The sequence below is a fragment of the Halonotius roseus genome (genome assembly GCF_006861655.1).
Classification (GTDB): Archaea; Halobacteriota; Halobacteria; order Halobacteriales; family Haloferacaceae; genus Halonotius; species Halonotius roseus.
Genome location: NZ_SESI01000002.1, coordinates 666,859 through 686,234, shown reverse-complemented (window position 1 = coordinate 686,234; position 19,376 = coordinate 666,859). Strand labels below are relative to the sequence as shown.

Genomic DNA, 19,376 nt, shown 5'->3' with positions numbered 1-19,376 from the left:
GATTTATTCGGCTCGCCCGCCCACGCCGAGTCATGAAACGCACCATCAGCACCGACGACGCGCCCGAAGCCGTGGGCGCCTACAGCCAAGCGACGACCGACGGCTCGACGCTGTACACGGCGGGGCAGATCCCGCTCACGCCCGGGGGCGACCTCCACGCCGACGCCGACATCGCCACCCAAACCGAACTCGCACTCGACAACGTGATGGCGATCCTCGCCGCCGAAGACCTCGCGGCCGAAGACATCCTCAAAACGACGGTCTTTCTCGCCGACATCGACGATTTCGGGGCGATGAACGCGACGTATGAGACCTACTTCGCCGCCCAGCCGCCGGCCCGCAGCGCGGTCGAGGCGGGCGCGCTGCCGAAGGGTGTCGGCGTCGAAATCGAGGCCGTGGCGACGTACCCCGAGGCGTGAGGCCGCGCCGCAAATCGAGCCTGCTGTGGGGGCTCACCGGCGCGCTGCTGTTTCTCGTCCTCGCGCTGGGGTATCGCCTCGCTGGCGGCTCGCTGCCGGTCGGCGTCGGCGGCCTTGCCGGGATCGCTCTCGTCGTCGGTGTCGTCGTCACCGCGACTGCGCCCGCGATCGAGGCGCGATTGCCGCGTTAGTCGAGGGTCTCAACGACGCGGGACAGACAGCCCTCCTCAGGTTCGAAATACGAGTAGTGGTCGGCGACGAGCTCGGTCACATCGATATCTTGGTAGCCGTCAGGGGCGGCTGCCGGGTCGTCGATACCGCCGCTGCCGACCGCAGTGGTGCGATCCGAGAACCGGTAGACCCAGCCGAGCACGCGATCGCGGCGGCTGTAGAAGTTGGTCACAGGTGCGTCGAGTGCAGCGATAGCATCCCCATACTCCCCGTCGCGTTCGACGCTGTCGCTTGGGATCGCGCCGCCAAGTAGCGACACCGACGCGAGCGGATCGGCGCGCTCGCTCGTCTCCAGTTCAGCCAGCGCGGCACAAACGACACGAGCCCCCAGCGAGTAGCCGATCAGGTGGATGGGGCGGCCGTCCTCGGCGGCCCACTGCCCGAGCCAGCCGGCGAGCGGCTCGGCGTTCGCGTCGGCGACAGCCTTGGCGTCGGCCCACTCGCCATCGGACACCCAACTGTAGCCGGCGACCGGCAACGAGCGGTATTCGTTGAGGCCGACATCAAGCGTATAGGTCTGATCGCGGGCGGCCTGCGGGCCCGTATCGAAGCCGTGGACGAACAGGACGAGTTCGTCGGCGTCGGCGAACGACCACTCGCCCTCGGTGGCGACTGTCGGTGTGTTGCTGTCGTCGTTGCTACCGTCGTCACCGCCGTTCGCAGCATCGCCCCCGAGTCGGCCGCGGGTGGTGAGCATCGGTTGGGTTTCCGGCGCGGTGTAGTCGGCGTGTTCGCCGTCCAGTTCGCTGAGGACGTAGGCTGCACCACCGGCCAGCGCGGCGACTGTACCGCCGGCACCGAGCAGGAGGTTTCGTTTCGTGAGGTGCGATCGGATCGAGGAAGTCGAGTCGCTGATGGCGATGTTATGGGCTCAGGGCGAAAGTAAGTGCTGGCAGGCAGCGGGTGGCTCGGAACAGCCGACCAACACGTTTAAAATCGGCAGCGGGGTAGAAGGAGACGAGCCAGGATGGCCGAGTGGTAAGGCGCACGCCTGGAAAGCGTGTTCCCTTTGGGATCCGGGGTTCAAATCCCTGTCCTGGCGTTTTGCGACGAACAATACTTCCGAGCACCGCGTAGCGTGTGCGAGGCTCCTCGTGAGTCGTCAACGGCACACGACAGGATTTGAGCAGGGAGTGAAGCGAACGAAGTGAGCGAAACGACTGAGTTCAAATCCCTGTCCTGGCGTTTTGCGACGAACAACACCGCCGAGCACTGCGAGCGTGGCACGACGCACCACGGTAAGCGAACGGCGTCGCCGTGGGCGTAGCGTGTGCGAGCCACCTCGTGAGTCGCAAAAAGAATCCGCTCAGACCGCCTCAGGATCGCCTCCTAAAACGGTAGTCGAGCACCGCGGTCAGTCATCGCTTGGCGTCGCCGACGGCCCCTCTTGGGCGTCGCCAACGAAGCCGGCCGTGTTGGCGACCTTCGAGATCTCCGGCTGGAACACCCACGCAGCCAGCAGGACGATGGGGATCATCGACGCGGCGGTCACCGAGTAGCCGATGTGGAAGTTCGCCAGCCACGGCGCGGAGTAGACCAGCGGGTAGACGATCCCGCCGACCGTGCCGACGCCGCCGACGATCCCGGCAACCGACCCGGAGCTGTTGGGGAACATCGCCGGCACCTGCGCGAAGATCGCCCCCTCGGCCCACGCACAGCCGGTGCCGACGAGGAAGCCGACGATAACGGCGTTCATCACAACCCCTGAGAGGCCAGCCAGCGTCATGCCGAACATCGACACCACGATGAAGCATAGCCCGAGGAACGTCCACTGTTCGCGGTACTGGCCCTTGAAGAACGGCAGGATGTTCATCTCCTTGCGGGCCAACAGATCGCTGCCGTAGCCGCCGAAGGGACGCAACAGGCCGGCGGCAACCGAGAACGTCGCCGCGAACGTACTCGCCAACACGAGGTTGTTCGTATCGAACGCCTCACGGTAGTAGGTGGCGAGCCAGCCGTTCATCGACAGCTCAAGGCCGAACGACATGATGTAGGCTGCCGCGAGCACGACCGTCCCGTAGCGGGTGGCGGTGTAGAACCAGCCCTTCGCGGTCGCGTTCTCCTTGGTCGCCTGGCGTTTTTCCTCGCTTTTGGCGGCCTCGCCGAAGACGAAGTAGACGACCGCAAGCACGATCGAGACACAGCCGGTGTAGAAGAAGGCTGCCCGCCAGTTGGTCGCAAACAGCGGTCCGCTCCAGCCGGTGCCGAAGACTCGCGGGAGGATGAGCGCGCCGCCGGCTGCACCCGCGTTCCCGATCCCGGCGTAGATCCCCTCGGCCAGCCCGAGGTTCTCCTCTTCCCACCACTCGGCGACGTGCTGGATGCCGATCACGAACGTGATACCCGCCGTCGCCACGATCAGCCGGGCGACGAAGAACACCGAGTAATCCTGGGCGAACGCGCTGCCGATCGAGAAGACGCCAACGTACGCAAGCACGATGGCGAAGATGACCGGCGCGCCGAACTTATCAGAGAGCCAGCCGGTGAGGATGCGACCGAACGGAGCCATCCAGATGGCTGAACTCGCCAGAATCCCGATCTCGGCCGTCGAGAGGCCGAACTCCTCGGCCATCCCGCCGGTGAACGGCGCGAAGGAAAACCAGATCAGAAACGAGAAATTGAAGCCGATCGTCGCCAACAGTAGCGTCCGGTATTTCGTCATCCTGATCGGACTCTTCATACGTCGACACCTCCGGTGGTCGCGCTATCGAAGGGGTCGTCATCGAACGGGGTGTCGGATTCGGCGCGAGCGGCCGCGCCGACGGCAACCGCAGTCAGGTAGTGGCGATCCGCGTCCCCACTGCGGTGGTTCGGTGGGCGTTTCTCCGTTTTCGCTTCGTCGAATCGTTCAAACATGTGTTCTAACGCAGTTAGACATCACATACGGGTGCTTAATAATATCTACGGTGAACAAAGCTGAAAATAAGGATGGCTGAGGTTGATGTTCGCCTGTTTGTGGATTTGATGTAATACGTTTCACACTGTGTACTGTGAAATTAAAACCCTGATGCGAAACCGTGTGAAAGCTACTGATTTGAACTGCGTTTCGAGAAAAAAGATAGTGATCGTTATATACAAATCCGCCTCACGGCCTGTACCGATGGATACCCCGCTGTTCGCGTTCTTTACAAACGAAACCTCGAAGTTTTGTATTTCACACTGTATTCGATAGAAGAACATTTGTTACATCCTTATACTGATTAAAGTGCTTCATCATCAACCTATGTCGAAAAATACGGTAAAGTCAAAAATGAAATTGCCACCGCTGCTTGGGGAGAACAACCCTTTGCCCTGGCCGTGAGGGCGGTGAGGATAGTTATGAAACCGCTGGCGTGCCAGGCTGCTGGTCGACGGTTCGGTAGAGCCGACTCGCCAGAATCATCCCACCGACGCCGAGGACGAGATAGGTGACGAACCCTGTTGCGTAGCCGTCGATCCCGTAGATGTCGACGAACAAGCCCAGCAGCGGCGGGACAGCGAACCCGCCGAACGCGCCGAGGCCACCGACCAGTCCCGAGGCACCACCGACCGCTTCGGGGACGTATTTCGGGACGAGCTGGAAGACTGCGGCGTTGGCAACACCCATCCCCACCGCCAGCAGGAACGTTGCGGCCATCGCGGTTCCCAGATCACGCGTCCAGACGAGCAGGATCGAGCCACAGCCAATCGCGCCGAAGCTGACGATAGCGGTCGGCTCGCCGCCGACAGTGTCGCTGATCCAGCCGCCTGGCACCCGGATCAGTGCGGCGGCGAGTACGAACGTAATCGCGGTGACCACGCCCGCCGACCGGATGTTGAGGCCGTGGAGTTCGATCCAGTAGGACGGCAGCCAGACCGACAGCGCGAGAAAGCCGCCGAAGGAGACGAAAAACATCGCCACCAGTGCCCAGACACGTCGAATCCGGGCCGCGTTGCGGATCGATTCCATTGCGTTCCCGGAGGGGAACAGTTCCTGACCTTCCGTTTCGGCGCGCTGTTTGGCTGTCTCCGCGTCGACTCCCTGCTTGCGAAGTTGGAAGTAGTAGGGGTCGACGGCGTAGTAGGCGAAGACGAGCGTGCCGACGACAAGCAGGCCGAGCCACAGCAGATAGGTTTGGGTAATTCCGAGTGCCGTGATGACGACCGGAACGATCAGTGTCGCAACGCCAGGCGAACTGTTCCCGAGACCGGCGTAGATGGCGAGTGCGGTACCCTGTCTGTCGGTCGGATACCAGTAGGATGTCTGGGCACTGCCGATAGAGAAGACAGCGATGCCGCAGCCGCTCAGACAGCCGAAGAGAAAGACGAGCGGGAACTGCTGGTACGTCAGCCCGTCGGGATACAGCCACAGTAAAATCACTGCTAACCCGCTCATCCCGATAATCGAGAGGACAAGCAGAATCAGGAACGGGAGCTTCGCCCCCACATCGTCGGTCCACGCGCCGAACGGAATCCGGAGGAGCGAGCCACTCAACTGCGGTGCGGCGACGAGTAGCCCCAACAGCACCCCCGACAGGCCCATCGCGTCGCCGAACTGCGGAGCAATTGGTCCGTACAACACGACACCGGCAAACCCGATAAAGAAGCCGAAGGTCGCCGTCACGAGTCCCTGCTGTGGCGATCCCCGAAGATCGACATCATCCATACAACGTGTGAACACAATACTGATTCAATTAATAAGATGTGTGATTAACAAACAGTAGAATTTTATAGTTGTAAATTTGGGTCTTTTGGTTGCTTGAGCGATGAAGTATGTTTCAACTATATTTAGTTGAAAATAAAAACACAAGCAGTTATTCGGGCAAAATCACGCATATCGACGCTGGTTTCACCCTCTCCTCGATGAGCAGTCACCATACTCAGGCCTTGCGGGCTCTATCGCAGTGTCTCGCCTGGATTCGTTGTTGACAAACGAAACCATCGTCGTGGTGCTGTCCCGACGACAGCACGGGCGACCACTTCAACAGCGGCGTCACGCTGTGGGCAGCAGATCCAAATATCCGGTCAGTCGCTGTCAACAGGCACCGACGGCCCGTCGGCGGTCGTTCTGTCGGGGCGGCTCGGTGCCGTGAGACACACCGCACACTGTTTGAGGTTTGGCTCGTCGGATTCCGGATCAACCTCCGGCAGCGTCAGCTTGTTTGCCGCGGGGTTGTGGATCGGCACCCAGACCATCCCCGGCGGGATGCTCTCGTCGGCCTCCACGGTGACGGTGACGCTATCCCGCCGAGATTCGATCACGGTCTGGCCGCGGTCGAAGGCACCAAGACACTTCCCGATGGTCTCGGGGTGAACCCGTGCGTTTGCCACCTCGACATCGGGAGCGCGGCTTCTGATCCCCGTGTTGTAGACGCCGGTACAGCGACCGGTGGTCAACACCAACGGGTAGTCTGCATCGAGCGGCTCCGGAACACCGCTGTGTGTGGCTGTCGAAAACTGTGCTCGCCCTGACTCCGTTTCGAACGACCACGACCCTTCGTTGTGGTACCGGTAGCCGCCCTCGGTCTCGCCGTCGGGAGCCGGCCACCGAACAGCCAGCTCCTCGTCCAGCCGGTCGTAGGAGATCCCTGCCAGATCGGCTTTTGTGCCGGCGGTGAGCTCGCTCAGTTCCGCAAAGACCGCCGCCGGCTCCAACGGCGGCTCCGGAAACAGCCCCGTTTCGATCCGGTTGCCGATGGCGGCGATGATATCAAGATCCTGTCGTGCCGAGCCGGGCGGCTCAACCCCCGCTCTGACCCGCGAGACCCGGCGTTCCATGTTGGTCGTGGTGCCCTCAGTTTCACCCCAGGTCGCCGCCGGCAACACCACATCCGCACACTCCACGGTGTCGGAGTAAAACGCATCCTGTGCCACAAGGAACGACTCTCTGAGCACGTTTTTGACCTGCCCGGCATCCGGCATCCCGGCGGCCGGGTTTGTGGCGACTGTCCAACATACCTCGATGTCGCCGCGGGCTAACGCGTCGACGATGCCGACGAACCCTGGCCCCGGCGTCTCGGGCAGCCGGGAGAGCGGCACATCCCAGGCGGCCGAAACGGCCTTGCGGGCTGTCGTCTCGGTAAACGGACGGTGGCCCGGCCAGGTATTTTTCGAGGAGCACACCCGGTTGCCCATCGAGTTGGCCTGGCCGGTCAGCGAAAACGGGCCGCTCCCGGGGCCCATATTCCCGGTTGCCAAACAGAGATCGATGAGTGCCCGCGCCGTCCCTGTCCCTTGGACGCTCTGATTGACTCCCATCCCCCAGTAGAGCAGGGTTCGATCGGTCAGGGCGTCGGCGATCCGTTGTACCGTCGCCAGCGACACGCCTGCGGTTTCGGCCGCCGTCTCCAGTTCCGGCAGCGAGTTCACCAGCTCCTCGTAGCCGGTTGTGTGATTTTCGATAAACTCGGTCGCCACATCACCCGCGTCGATGACCGCCGCCAGGACGGCCCGTGCCAGCGCGAGGTCGGTGCCGGCGGTGGGTTGGATGTGCGTGTCGGCGTCGGCTGCCGTCTTTGTCTCCACCGGGTCGACGACGAGCAGCTGTCCGTCTCCGTCGGCGATGCTCTCGGTGATCCAGCGGTAGACAACCGGGTGGGCTGTCGCCGGATTCGCCCCCCAGATGAGATGGGTCTCGGCGTCGGGGATATCCGCATACGTCGGCGGCGGCGCGTCGCTGCCGAACGCCTTGAAGTACGCCGAGACCGCCGAGGCCATACACAGCGTCGTGTTGGAATCGTAGTATGGGGTGCCGAACCCGCCGCGGGCGAGCTTTCCTAAGGCGTAGGCGGCCTCATTGGTCTGTTGGCCGCTGCCGAGCACCGCGATATCGCCGTCGTTGTTGCCGAGTGCCTCGATAAACCGCGAGGTAACAAGGCCCAAGGCGGTATCCCAGGTTGCCGGCTGTAGCTCGCCGCCGCGACGGATGAGCGGCTCTGTGATCCGTTCACCCTTCGGATCGACCGTCTCGTCGATCCCGCGCTTGCATTTGCTGCCGTCGGTTGTCGGATGGCCGGCGTGGCCTTTCACCGCCGCCAGCTTCCCGTCGGCGGCCGGCTTCTGGAGGTGACCGCAGCCGACCGCACACCGCATGCAGGTTGTTGGTTGCCAGTCGCTCATCGGCTGATCACCGGCGATCGACCCGCCCGAGCGATCTGTTTCGTCCGAGCAACTGACCTCGCCCGAGCGATTTGTCTCGCCCGAACGACTGATCTGTGTGATCGATCATCTGTTCCGGATACTGATACGATCGCTCATTTGTGGTGGGTTCTGATACACGAATGTTCTCACATAGATAAAAGAACTTCGCCTCTGTCCATGTTGTAGCGTATTTTTCAACCATGTATATCTTCACGTTCGTGTTCTCATCAGTTAGTCGCCTTCCCCGGCGACCGTTTCGTCAACGGTCAACCCCTGTGTCGTCAGCGGGTTCGACGGCGATGGGGGACGCATATCGATCGCACACTGCTTGAAGTTCGGCTCGTCGGATTCCGGATCAACCTCCGGCAGCGTCAACGCGTTGACCGCCGGATGGTGGATCGGCAGCCAGACCACCCCCTCCGGAACCCCGTTGTCGGGCTGTACCTCGACTGTTACCGACGCCCGCCGGGAGACGATAACCGTTTGTCCGCGATCCAGTGCTGCCATCTGATCCAACGTTGTCTGTGGATGCACCCGAGCAACCGGACAGCCGGCTGTCTCCTCGCGTGTCCGCACCCCGGTGTTGTAGGCATCGGCTCTGCGGCCGGTTGTCAGCGTGAGCGGGTAGCTCTCGTCGGTCGGTTCGGCCAGCCCGCCGTGGGTCGCTGTGGAAAATCGGGCCCGGTTTTCGGGTGTCGGGAACGTCCACTCCTCGCCGTCGGTGTACCGGTAGCCGGCTTGGCTGTCGGGATCGGCTGTTGGCCACCGCACGGCGAGTTCGGCATCCAGTCGGTCGTAGGAGATCCCCGAGCAGTCGGCCGGCGTTCCGGCGGTCAGCTCGCGGAACGCATCGAAAACCCCCTCGGGCTCGACCGGCGGGCGATCGATAACCCCCGGGAAGAGTCGATGGCCGATCGCGGCGATGATATCGATATCCTGCCTGACCTTCGAGGGCAGCTCGGTTGTCGCTCGAACCCGTGAGATCGTCCGCTCCATGTTGGTGGCTGTCCCCTCGGTTTCACCCCACGTCGCCGCCGGGAGGACGACATCGGCCAGCTCGACCGTCTCGGTTCTGAACGCATCCTGAACGACGAGGAACGTCTCGTCCAGGGTCTCCCGGACAGCCTCGGCGTCCGGCATCCCGGCGGCCGGATTCGTGGCGACCGCCCAACAGGCCTCGGGTGGCCCGTCGGCCAGCGCGTCGACGATCCCGACCGGCCCCGGCCCCGGATCGGCCGGGAGCCCCTCGGCGTCGACCCCCCACGCATCCGCCACGGTCTCGCGGTGGTCGGGGTCACCGAAGGCTCGGTGGCCTGGCCAGGTTCCCTTCGAGGAGCAGATCCGGGTGCCCATCGAGTTGGCTTGGCCGGTCAGCGAAAACGGGCCGCTTCCCGGCCCGAGATTTCCGGTCGCCAAACAGAGATCGATGAGTGCTCGGGCTGTTGCTGTCCCCTGGACGCTCTGGTTGACGCCCATACCCCAGTAGATGAGGGTATCGTCGCTGAGTGACTCGGCGACGGCGTCGACGGTTTCGACGGATACCTTCGCGGTCGCCGCAGCCTCTTCCACGTCCGGCAGTTCCTCGACGAGGGCCTCGAAGCCGACGGTCGTCTCCTCGATAAAGTCGGGATCGATCGCGTCGGTTTCGATGAGCCGCGCCAACACCGCCCGGGCAAACGCGAGATCGGTGCCCGGCGCAAGCTGGACGTGGTGGTCGGCGTCCTCGGCCGTCCCGCTTTCGACCGGGTCGACAACGATGAGTTGACTGTCATCCTCGTCGGCACTCTGGGAGATCCAGCGGTACAACACCGGGTGGGCGGCCGTCGGGTTTGCCCCCCAGACGAGATGTGTTTGCGCCTCCGGCACATCGTCGTAGGTTGGCGGCGGCGCGTCGCTGCCGAACGCCTGGTAGTAGGCGGTGACCGCCGAGGCCATACACAGCGTCGTGTTGGCGTCGTAGTATCGGGTACCAAACCCGCCGCGGGCGAGCTTTCCCAGGAGGTAGGCGGACTCGTTGGTCTGCTGGCCGCTGCCGAGCACCGCAACCCCGTCGGGGTTGTTCTCCAGTGCGTCCTCGAATCGGTTGGTGACGACGCCGAGGGCTGTATCCCAGCTTGTCGCCACCAGCCGTCCGCCCTTCCGGATGAGTGGTCGGGTCAGCCACTCGCCGTCGGGATCGGCTGATTCGCTGATCCCGCGCTGACAGGCTAATCCTCGGCTGACCGGATGGTTTGCGTCACCGCGGACGGTGTCGACCCCATAGCCGCTGTCGACGCCTTTCTGCAGGTGGCCGCAGCCGACGGCACACCGCATACATGTCGTCGGCGTCCATTCAGTCATCGATCACTCCGGACGCCAGTCGGTTGTTCGATCGCTGCGACCTGAACACGCCGTGGAGATAACAAATACATGTGAGGGCGATTCATTATGGATGGTTCAATCACTATTTCGGATGAAAGTCACATAATCATTTCGATTTCGGGAAAAATATTGGATATTCGTTCTACATTCATCGTGCGTACAGGCATACGCGTGGCTTCTGGCCGTCCCTAGTCAACGGGATCTGCGGGCGTCGATGTATCACGACTGGCTGGTCGGCCCGATCGCCCCTCCGAGTATCGTCGATTGATCACCTCTCTGCGAATAATATTTCATATTTTCTCTTATCGAACGCAAAACGTGAGCTATTTTAATTCTGTTTCGAGATGCCGAAAAATACCCTCGACTGACACCGGATTGTGAGTTCGACCTCTTTCGAACAAAATTTTCGTATTTATTAAACAGACAACATTTTATGCTGGGATCTAAATCTATACCTATGCTCACTGAGCACCCGACCAATGAAATAGTTGAAGACACGCACTTTGCGGATATACTCACTGAATCGGCGCAGGAACCGACGATCACCGCTCCGGAGGCCAACTGATGGCACACAAAAAAGAGGAGTACAAGGACGGCTTGTACGGCGACGAAGTCCGCGAGAAGCTGGTGGAGTTCGCCGAGAAAGGCTACGATTCGATCCCCGACGACGAGGTCGACAAATGGTTCTGCCGGTTCAAGTTCTGGGGCGTCTTCAGCCACCGCTCAGGGCAGGAAGGCTACTGCATGATGCGGTTGACCAACTGTAACGGCCGGCTCGAACCCGGCCAACTCCGCGCGATCGGCAAGGCCGCCGAGGAGTACGCCAAAGGCCCCGAGGACAACCCGGAGTACGGCAACGGCTGGATCGACTTCACGACGCGACAGTCTGTCCAACTCCACTGGGTAAAATTCGAAGATGTTCCAAAAGTCTGGGATATCATCGAACCGGCTGGCGTCACTACCCGGTCGGCCGGCGGCGACACGATGCGCAACATCGTCGGCTGTCCGGTCGCCGGCAAAACCGACGACGAGATCATTGACACGCTCCCGATTCTCGATCGGTTCCAGGAGGAGATCCGCGATGACGACGATCTCTGCAACATGCCGCGGAAGTTCAATATCTCGATCACTGGGACGCCGGAGGGCGGCGCGCAGGATTCGATCAACGATATCGGCCTCGAACCCGCAACGAAGGAGATCGACGGCGAGGAAGAGCTCGGGTTCAACGTCCGCGTCGGCGGCGGCCTCGGCGGCCACGAACCCCGCGTTGCTCGCGCGCTCAACGTCTGGGTCGAACCCGACCGCGCCGTCGACATCGTCCGCAACTTCGTCGAACTCTACCACGAGAAGGGCAACCGCCAGAACCGCAACAAGAACCGCGCGCGGTTCTTCGTCGACGAACACGGCACCGAGTGGATTCGAGACAAGCTCCAAGAGGAGTACGTCGACTGGGAGCTCAAAACCGGCGGCACAGACATGCGGGAGGAGTACACCTACAACGCCGGTCGACCCGCCGAGGACGGCGACTTCGACTACCTCGGTGTTCACGATCAGAAGGACGACAAGAAATGGGTCGGCCTCAGCGTCGCCTCCGGCCGGCTCGAATCCCAAGAGGTGCTCCGGCTTGCGGATCTTGCCGACGAGTACGGCTCCGGCGAGATCCGGCTGACCCGCCGGCAGAACCCGCTGATCATGGATGTCGACCCCGACCGGGTCGACGAACTGCTTCGCAAGCCGCTGCTCCACAAACACAAACCCGAGCCGAACCCCTTCGTTCGCGGGGCGACCGCCTGTACCGGCACCGAGTTCTGCGGGCTCGCGCTCACCGAGACGAAAACCCGGATGGCCCGGATGCTGCGCTGGCTCCGCGATAACGTCGATCTGCCGGACGATATCAACCAGATCAAGATCCACTACTCCGGCTGTACGGCCGACTGTGGGCAGGCAAACACGGCCGACATCGGCCTGATCGGCATGCGCGCCCGGAAGGACGGCGAGATGGTCGAGGCGATGGATATCGGCGTCGGCGGCGGCATCGGCGAGGAACCCTCGTTCGTCAACTGGATCCGCCAGCGCGTTCCGGCCGATGAGGTGCCGGGCGCGATCAAAAACATCCTCGAAGCCTATGCCGCCCACCGCTTCGAGGGCCAGACGTTCCGCGAGTGGGTCGACGCAACCGGCGAGGAGCCGCTGATCGAGCTGTGTGATCCTGAGGAGACGAGCTACGACGATCCGTGTCTCTACGACGCCAAGCAGTCGTGGTACCCCTTCGCCGAGAGCGAGATCGAGGAACCACAGGGCGTTCCTGCCGCGGCCGACGACTGAACTACCCGTCGAGGGCTGCCTCTACCTCGGCCCGCGTCTCACAAGCCAGTACCTCCTCGGCCAGCTCGCGGGCGGCGTCGGTCGCGGTCTGCTGCACCTGTTGTTTTACTGCCGGCACTGTCACCGCACTCATGCTGAGTTCGTCGAGCCCGAGGCCGACAAGCAGCTCCGTGAGGTCGGGATCGCCGGCCATCTCGCCGCACATCCCCACCCACGCGTCGCGGCCCTCGGCGGCCGAGACCGTCCGATCGATCGCTCGGAGCACCGCCGGATGTAGCGGGTCGTGGTAGTCGGCGACAGCGTCGTTCTCGCGGTCGACCGCCATCACGTACTGCGTGAGATCGTTGGTGCCGATGCTGAGAAAGTCCAGTCGCTCCGCCAGGGCGTCGGCGAGAAACGCGGCCGCCGGCGTTTCGATCATCACGCCGAGTTCCGGTACCGTGTAGTCGATCCCCTCGCTGTCGAGATCGGCGGCGACCGAGTCGACCCGCTCGATGGCGGCCTCGACCTCCTCGATCTGTGTCGCCATCGGGAACATCACCGCGAGGTCGTCGCCGTGATCGCTCGCGCACGCGCGTAAGAGCGCGCGCAACTGTGTCTCGAAGAGGTCGCTGTGGGCCCCCAGCGAGAGCCGAATCCCGCGCTGGCCGAGGAAGGGGTTTGTTTCGCTCGGTAGATCCAGATACGGCACGGCCTTGTCGCCGCCGATATCCAGTGTTCGCACCACGACCCGATCGTCGGGAAACGCTTCCAGCGCGGTCGTGATCGCCTCGTACTGCTCGGCCTCATCCGGCGGGGATTGCCGATCCAAAAACAGGAACTCGCTGCGAAAGAGCCCGATCCCGTCGGCACCGCGGGCGACCGCCGGATCGAGCTCCGCCGCGCCGCCGATGTTGGCCGCGACCTCGATCCGCTTCCCGTCGGCCGTCGAAACCGCCTCGTCGACGACGGGTGCATCGACGCCGCCGGCGGCCGCCCGTTCGTCCTCGTCGGGGTCGACGACCACGGTTCCGGCCTCGCCGTCGACGAGCACCTCGTCGCCCTCCTCGATCTCGGTCAGCTCCTCGCCGACGCCGACGACCGCGGGGATCGCCAGCGAGCGGGCGATGATCGCGGCATGGGAGGTACGCCCCCCGGTGATGGTGGCGATACCCGCCACGGCGTCGGGATCGAGTGCCGCGGTATCACTCGGGGTGAGTCGCTCGGCCAGCAGGATGGTGTCCGCTGGCAACGCCGAGAGGTCGACAGTCTCGACATCGAGTAGTACGCGGAGGAGTCGATCCCGGATATCCCGCAGATCGTCGGCGCGTTCGGCCATCCGGCCGTCCATCCCCTCGAACTGGTCGATCGCTTCCCCAAACCGGTCGTCGACGGCGTGTTCGGCCGGCGTTCCCTCGCCGATCGCGCGCTCGATGTCGTCGACGAGCTGGGGATCATCGAGGAACTGGAGGTGGGCCTCGAAGACCGCGGCTTCGTCCTCGCCGACGCGCTCGGCGGCCTGCCGGCGGGCGGTCTCGATCTGCTCGCGGGCGGTCGATTGGGCGTCCTCGAATCGAGCCTGCTCTGCGTCGCTGTCGACGTCGCTCGGGTCGGGTTTCTCGGGGAGCGTCAGATCGCCGGGGCGGTACCAGCGGGCGGTGCCGACACCGGACAGCGGCGTGCTCCCAACCCCGCTGAGCTTCATTCGCTTGCTTCCTCCTTGCTCTTATCGCCGTCGCCATCCTCGTCTTCGACCGGCGTCGTCAACAGGGCTTCAAGCTCGTCGAGTGCGGCCTCGGCGTCGTCGCCCTCGGCGGTGATCCGGACGTCCTCGCCGTGTTCGATATTCAGCCCGGTCACCGCGAGCATGCTGTTTGCGCTCACGGCGTCGCCGTCGGCGCGGCCGACCGTGATCTCGCTGTCGAACCGATTGGCCGCCTGGACGAACTTCGATGCCGGCCGTGCGTGCAACCCTGCCTCCGGAACCACCGTGACGATTCGTTCCATGGCTCCCTGTTTTGGTGTGCAGGCTCTTACCATGTTTGACGCCCCGGTGACAGTTTCGGCTGTGATGCCGTCGGCAGTCGGTGCCGTCAGGCCACGGCCGCCCGCACCACATCGGCCAACGCTTCGGCCAGTTCATCGGCGCGGTCGGCGGTCGTCGCCTCGGCGACGATCCGGATCTTCGGCTCGGTGCCGCTCGGCCGCACCAACACCCACGAGTCGCCGTAATCGAGGCGGTAGCCGTCGAGCGTTGAGATCTCTGCGTCGGCGTCTGTGACATACTCCTCGGCGGCTGACAGCATCGTCCGGCGTTCGGCCTCGCTGCCGTAGGCGAGATTAACCCGTGTGCTGTGGTAGTCCTGATACGGCGCGACGACCTCGCTGGCCGGCGTGTCGGCGATCAACTCAAGGAACTTCGCGCCGATATACGCCCCATCGCGGACGAGGCGATGGTTCGGGAAGAAGACGCCGCCGTTGCCCTCGCCGGCGATCGGGACGGTTTCGCCGGCTGTCCACAGCTCCTTGATCCGGGTGATGATGTGACTTGCGCCGATCGGCGTCAGTGCCAACTCAGCGTCGACGCGGTCGCAGACATCGACCAACCGCTGGGAGACGTTGACCGCGGCGACCGTGTGATCGCCAGCCGATAGCTCGCGTTCGGCGAGGGCGGCCAGCGAGGCGTTGCCGTCGATGTAGTTCCCCTGTTCATCAAAGAAGACCGACCGATCCGCGTCGCCGTCGTGAGCGATCCCAACGTCGGCGTCGGCGGCGGTGACAAGCCGGCCGAGGTCATCGAGATTTTGGGGCACGGGCTCCGGCATCCGTCCCGGAAACCGGCCGTCAAGCTGGGCGTTGACGGTGACGACCTCACAGCCCAACTCGCGGTAGAACTTCGGGCTGACGAGCCCACCCGCGCCGTGGCCGGGATCGAGCGCGACCGTGAGATCGCTGTCGGCGATGCGGTCGGTGTCGACGGCGTCGATGAGCGATTGGCGGTAGGTTGCGTTTGCGGTGTCGACCTCGCGGCTCTCGCCGACAAGCTCCCACGGGACGAGATCAAACTCCTCGCTCAGCGCGTGGGCTTCGATCCGCTCTAAGCGGTCGATCGAGAGCTCGATCCCGTCGGCACCGATCAGCTTGACGCCGTTGTACTCCGGCGGGTTGTGGGAGGCCGTCAGCATGACCCCCGGGATCGCCTCCTGTTCACAGTAGCGGCCGATCGCCGGGGTTGGCGTCACCCCAAGTCGGTCGACATCGAGCCCGACGCCGGCCAGCCCCGAGGCGGTGGCGTCGGCGAACATCCCGCCTGTCAGGCGGGTGTCGGTGGCGATGGCGGCGCGATCGGCCTCCCAGACCGTGCCGGCGGCTTGGGCGACCTTGAGAACGAACTCCGGGGTGAGCTCGGTGCCGGCGATCCCGCGAGCCCCACTGGAGCCGAACACTTCCATACGTACGCCTCAAGCGGGTGGGTAAAATCGGTTGCGGCCTGTCGCTGTCGATTATTCGCTTTGGATCCGCGGGGCGAGCATGTAGGTGACCTGCCCCAGCCCCTCAGCGAACTCGTAGTGAAGCTTGACGGGGAACTCCTCGCCGAGTTCCGCGGTGACCTCCGTCGCGTTCGGGATCGCCTTGTTCATATCCTTGAGATAGTCCAGCGAGAACAGCGAGTCGGCCGCGCCGGGCGTCAGATCGATCAGATCGTCGCTGTCGAGTTTGAGATCCACGTCGTCGGTGTCGCCCTCGGCTTCGATATAGAACGCCTCTTCGTCGGGGTCGACACGGAGGGCGATGTGGTCGCTGACCATGTCGGCGGCGGTGATCCCGCGGCCGAGCTGGCTGCCTTCGAGGACGATCTCGGCGGGGAGATCGAGATCCGGGATGTCGGGCTCCTGGCGGATCGAGTCGGGGTCGATCAGCGCGAGGGTGTAGGAGAGGCCGTCGATCTGGATGTGGAGCTTGCGGGTCTCCTCGTCGAGTTCGAGATGGATGAGATCGCCGCTGTTTGCCATCCCGGCGATATCCTCAAGCCGGCCGAGGTTGACGCCGATGACGCCGCCGTCAGCCTCGTAGGACTCGAAGGCCGCCGCCGCAAGCGAGAGGTCGACCATCCCGACGTTTGCGGGGTCGACGGCGCGGATGGCGAACTCCTCTTCGTTCAGCCGGATCTTACACTCGTCGACCAGCACGCTCACCGAGTCGAGTGCGTCCTTCAGCGTCTCCGCACTCACGATGGCCTTGAACATGCTCCGGGGTACGAAAGCCCGGATAAAAAGACACCCGGTTTACACCCTGTTTCGCCGCGGCTGCGGCCGCAGCCGACGCGCCAACGGCGTTCAGACCAGCGGTTCAACGAGGGCGACGCCCTCATCCAGCAGGGTCTGGAGTCGCTCGTCGCTGCTGGCCTCGCCGTAGACCCGCAGTTTCGGCTCGGTGCCGCTCGGGCGAATCAGCAGCCACGAGCCGTCCTCAAGCAGCAGCTTGAACCCGTCGAGGGTGACGGTGTTGGCGACCGCGCTGCCGGCGACCGATTCCGGGATGTGGTCTTCAAGATCGTCAAGGACGCGCTCCTTCTCGCTGTCGGGGCAGTCGACGCTGCGTTTGCTAGCGTGAATCTCGCCGAACTCCTCCAGTAGGGCGTCGACGCGGTCGTCCAGCGGTTTTGCGGCGGTGACCGCGCCAGCGAGGAGAGCCATCAAGACACCATCCTTCTCGCGGATGTGGCCGCGGATCGAGAACCCGCCCGACTCCTCGCCGCCGATCAACGCGTCGGAGTCGCCCATCGCTTTGCCGACCCACTTGAAGCCGACCGGCACCTCGATGACCTCCTCGCCGTTGGCCTCGGCGATGCGGTCGATGAGGAACGTCGTCGACACCGAGCGGACGGCGGGGCCGGAATCCGATTCGAGCAGGTAGTCGTAGACGGCGGCGAAAAACAGGTTCTCGTCGAGGTAGCCGCGGTCGGGCGTCGTGATCGCAATGCGGTCGGCGTCGCCGTCGTTGGCGATGCCGAGATCCGCATCGTGTTCTTCTACTGCGTCCGCGAGCGGCTGGAGATTGCTCGGGCTCGGTTCGGGTTCGCCGCCGCCGAAGTCGGGATCCTGCGTACAGCGGCGGGTGATGACCTCCGCGCCCGCCGACTCCAGCAGAGCGTCGGTGACGCCGCGGCCGCTGCCGTGGAGGGCGTCGTAGACGATGGTGAGATCCGAGAGATCCGCGCCGACGAGGTCGGTTGCGTGCTCGGCGTGATCCGGAATGGGGTCGATCTCCGTGATCTCGCCCCACTCGTCTTCGGGGAGGAGGTCAGGTTCAGCAAGGTTCGATTCGATCTTCTCGGTTCGTTCGGGCAGCGCGGGCGCGCCGTCCTCGGGAATGAACTTGACGCCGTTGTACTCCGGCGGGTTGTGCGAGGCGGTGACCATCAGCGCACACGAGAGCCCGCGGTTGACGATCGCGTAGGCGATGACGGGCGTCGGGCAGTCCCGCTTCGGCAGGAGCACGTCGAAGCCGTGGCCCGCCAGTATTTCGGCGAGGCTCTCCGCAAATCCGGGGGAGGTCTCGCGGGCGTCATAGCCGACGATGACGGGGTCGGTGTACCCCTCGTCTTCGAGATACGTTGCGACCGCTTCGCCAACGATTCGAACGCGTTCGTCGGTGAAGATATCGAGGGTGGCGCGCCATCCGTCAGTGCCGAAGGCAATCTTGTCCATACCCTACCTGCTGTGTGGATCGTCAAAAAGATAGGAGGTCATGGTGTTGACTGCCACAGGTTTCGATCGTAGTTGAGTGCCTCACCTGCCGTCGCCTCCACTACGATCGTCCTCGGTATCGCCACGATCATCGTCGTCGCCGCGATCATCCCTGTTGTCGCCGCTGATCTCAATCTGAGTGATGAGACGACGCTGACACACCTGCGTTTGGCGAATGCGACCGGCTACGGCTGATCGATCCGTGAACCACCGAACCGTATCTTCACGCCGCGGAAAATACCAATTATGACTACGACCACCCCGGATCTCGAACGGGAAGCGTTGGGTAACTTCCCCTACCTGTTCCGGGTAGTAGTCACACAGTCGCCCTCAGTCACTAAGGCGACTACCAGTTGGTTGTAGGGAGAGGGTAAAATAACTATCGGCTAGTTATCAATATAAATAATTGGGGTGGGTAAGAAAAATATCAATGAAATAATCATACGAAGAGAGTCGAATTAACTCATCGTATCGATCTGATACTATTATCTAATTTGAAATTCGGGAGAGTAGGTTTATGTGTATCTCCCGCGGTCGTTCTGACATCGCCTAACCTGTTCCGGGTTGGGCGGAGTCACACATGTTCGAGACAGAGAACCGAGGTCAGGTGGGGATCGGTACGCTCATCGTTTTCATTGCGATGGTACTGGTCGCGGCGATCGCGGCCGGCGTGTTGATCAACACTGCAGGCCTCCTGCAATCACAAGCACAGGCAACCGGTGAGGAAACAACCGCCGAGGTCAGCAACGTCTTCCAGATCGGCAAGGTCGTTGGCAGCGAGACCACCGGTAACGGCGAGATCGACGAACTCAACGCGTCTGTTCGCCTTTCGTCGGGTTCGGATGCAATCAACGTGAGCAAAGCCTCCTACACCATCCAGACCGGCGGCAACGCGACCGTCGTCAACGGCAACGAGGCCGAAACAAGCGGTGTGTCGTTGATCTCCATTCAGGGCTTGGAGGACAACAGCACCAAGGTGCTCTCCGATCAGAACGATCTGATGGTCGTCCGGTTCCAGCTGGACAGTCTCAGTGAGGTCTCCCAGCTTGAGGAATCTGAGTCGATCACGATCGTTGCCCAAGCACCCGCCGGCGGGAGCACATACAAACAACTCCAGGCACCGCGCCAGATCAAAGACAACAAATCCTACATCCTGTAGGCTGACGCCCGCTGGGTTTGTTTTTGTCGTGCAGTACTGTCAGTAAGACGCTAC

At 63.1% G+C, this 19,376-nt stretch carries 16 protein-coding genes and 1 tRNA gene; 6 read left to right on the top strand and 11 right to left on the bottom strand.

From position 1 onward, the window contains the following. The first annotated feature begins 32 nt into the window (after nucleotides 1–32). The gene (locus EWF95_RS09520) at nucleotides 33–419 is read left to right on the top strand and encodes a Rid family detoxifying hydrolase (RefSeq protein WP_142443820.1); all 387 of its coding nucleotides are present in this window, start codon (nucleotides 33–35) and stop codon (nucleotides 417–419) included. Then, on the top strand, nucleotides 416–610 hold the full coding sequence (locus EWF95_RS09515; RefSeq protein ID WP_142443819.1) for a hypothetical protein: 195 nt from the start codon (nucleotides 416–418) through the stop codon (nucleotides 608–610). Before EWF95_RS09520 ends, EWF95_RS09515 begins: the two co-directional genes overlap by 4 nt. Here the strand turns inward: EWF95_RS09515 and EWF95_RS09510 are convergent. Further along, nucleotides 607–1,347: an alpha/beta fold hydrolase gene (locus EWF95_RS09510; RefSeq protein WP_221886636.1), complete on the bottom strand. Its 741-nt coding sequence runs from the start codon at nucleotides 1,345–1,347 to the stop codon at nucleotides 607–609. The two genes, EWF95_RS09515 and EWF95_RS09510, sit on opposite strands and share 4 nt — an antisense overlap. A gap of 264 nt (nucleotides 1,348–1,611) precedes the next feature. Here EWF95_RS09510 and EWF95_RS09505 point away from each other — a divergent pair. Beyond that, nucleotides 1,612–1,692, top strand: a tRNA-Ser gene (locus EWF95_RS09505). 312 nt (nucleotides 1,693–2,004) lie between these two features. Here the strand turns inward: EWF95_RS09505 and EWF95_RS09500 are convergent. The 5 genes from EWF95_RS09500 to nasA (EWF95_RS09480) all read right to left on the bottom strand — a co-directional run bounded on the left by EWF95_RS09500 (nucleotide 2,005) and on the right by nasA (EWF95_RS09480) (nucleotide 10,088). Next, a complete protein-coding gene (locus EWF95_RS09500; protein ID WP_185911765.1) occupies nucleotides 2,005–3,312 on the bottom strand; it encodes an MFS transporter in 1,308 nt (435 codons plus the stop codon). Between the two features lie 14 nt (nucleotides 3,313–3,326). Continuing rightward, nucleotides 3,327–3,506 (bottom strand): hypothetical protein, encoded by a 180-nt coding sequence (locus tag EWF95_RS09495; protein ID WP_142443816.1) that lies wholly within the window; start codon nucleotides 3,504–3,506, stop codon nucleotides 3,327–3,329. Nucleotides 3,507–3,966: 460 nt separating this feature from the next. Further along, on the bottom strand, nucleotides 3,967–5,274 hold the full coding sequence (locus EWF95_RS09490; protein WP_142443815.1) for an MFS transporter: 1,308 nt from the start codon (nucleotides 5,272–5,274) through the stop codon (nucleotides 3,967–3,969). Nucleotides 5,275–5,633: 359 nt separating this feature from the next. Further along, entirely contained in the window at nucleotides 5,634–7,727 is a 2,094-nt protein-coding gene (nasA, locus tag EWF95_RS09485) for an assimilatory nitrate reductase NasA (protein WP_142443814.1), read from the bottom strand. 252 nt (nucleotides 7,728–7,979) lie between these two features. Further along, on the bottom strand, nucleotides 7,980–10,088 hold the full coding sequence (gene nasA / locus EWF95_RS09480; protein ID WP_142443813.1) for an assimilatory nitrate reductase NasA: 2,109 nt from the start codon (nucleotides 10,086–10,088) through the stop codon (nucleotides 7,980–7,982). A gap of 585 nt (nucleotides 10,089–10,673) precedes the next feature. On the opposite strand from nasA (EWF95_RS09480), the gene EWF95_RS09475 reads away from it, so the two are divergent. Beyond that, nucleotides 10,674–12,434, top strand: coding sequence for a nitrite/sulfite reductase (locus tag EWF95_RS09475; RefSeq protein ID WP_142443812.1), 1,761 nt, complete (start codon nucleotides 10,674–10,676; stop codon nucleotides 12,432–12,434). Between the two features lies 1 nt (nucleotide 12,435). Here EWF95_RS09475 and ptsP read toward each other — a convergent pair whose 3' ends face one another. The 5 genes from ptsP to EWF95_RS09450 form a co-directional block, all read right to left on the bottom strand. Continuing rightward, entirely contained in the window at nucleotides 12,436–14,118 is a 1,683-nt protein-coding gene (gene ptsP / locus EWF95_RS09470; RefSeq protein ID WP_142443811.1) for a phosphoenolpyruvate--protein phosphotransferase, read from the bottom strand. Continuing rightward, a complete protein-coding gene (gene ptsH1, locus EWF95_RS09465; RefSeq protein WP_142443810.1) occupies nucleotides 14,115–14,420 on the bottom strand; it encodes a phosphocarrier protein HPr in 306 nt (101 codons plus the stop codon). Before ptsH1 ends, ptsP begins: the two co-directional genes overlap by 4 nt. 86 nt (nucleotides 14,421–14,506) lie before the next feature. Further along, nucleotides 14,507–15,865 (bottom strand): phosphoglucosamine mutase, encoded by a 1,359-nt coding sequence (gene glmM / locus EWF95_RS09460; protein ID WP_142443809.1) that lies wholly within the window; start codon nucleotides 15,863–15,865, stop codon nucleotides 14,507–14,509. A gap of 51 nt (nucleotides 15,866–15,916) precedes the next feature. After that, nucleotides 15,917–16,660 (bottom strand): DNA polymerase sliding clamp, encoded by a 744-nt coding sequence (locus EWF95_RS09455; protein WP_142443808.1) that lies wholly within the window; start codon nucleotides 16,658–16,660, stop codon nucleotides 15,917–15,919. Between the two features lie 90 nt (nucleotides 16,661–16,750). Continuing rightward, entirely contained in the window at nucleotides 16,751–18,124 is a 1,374-nt protein-coding gene (locus EWF95_RS09450) for a phosphoglucomutase/phosphomannomutase family protein (RefSeq protein WP_142443807.1), read from the bottom strand. A 72-nt stretch (nucleotides 18,125–18,196) separates the two neighbouring features. On the opposite strand from EWF95_RS09450, the gene EWF95_RS13590 reads away from it, so the two are divergent. Both EWF95_RS13590 and EWF95_RS09445 read left to right on the top strand, forming a co-directional pair. Continuing rightward, entirely contained in the window at nucleotides 18,197–18,358 is a 162-nt protein-coding gene (locus EWF95_RS13590; RefSeq protein WP_185911756.1) for a hypothetical protein, read from the top strand. A 385-nt stretch (nucleotides 18,359–18,743) separates the two neighbouring features. Continuing rightward, a complete protein-coding gene (locus EWF95_RS09445; RefSeq protein ID WP_142443806.1) occupies nucleotides 18,744–19,322 on the top strand; it encodes an archaellin/type IV pilin N-terminal domain-containing protein in 579 nt (192 codons plus the stop codon). Nucleotides 19,323–19,376: the final 54 nt, after the last annotated feature.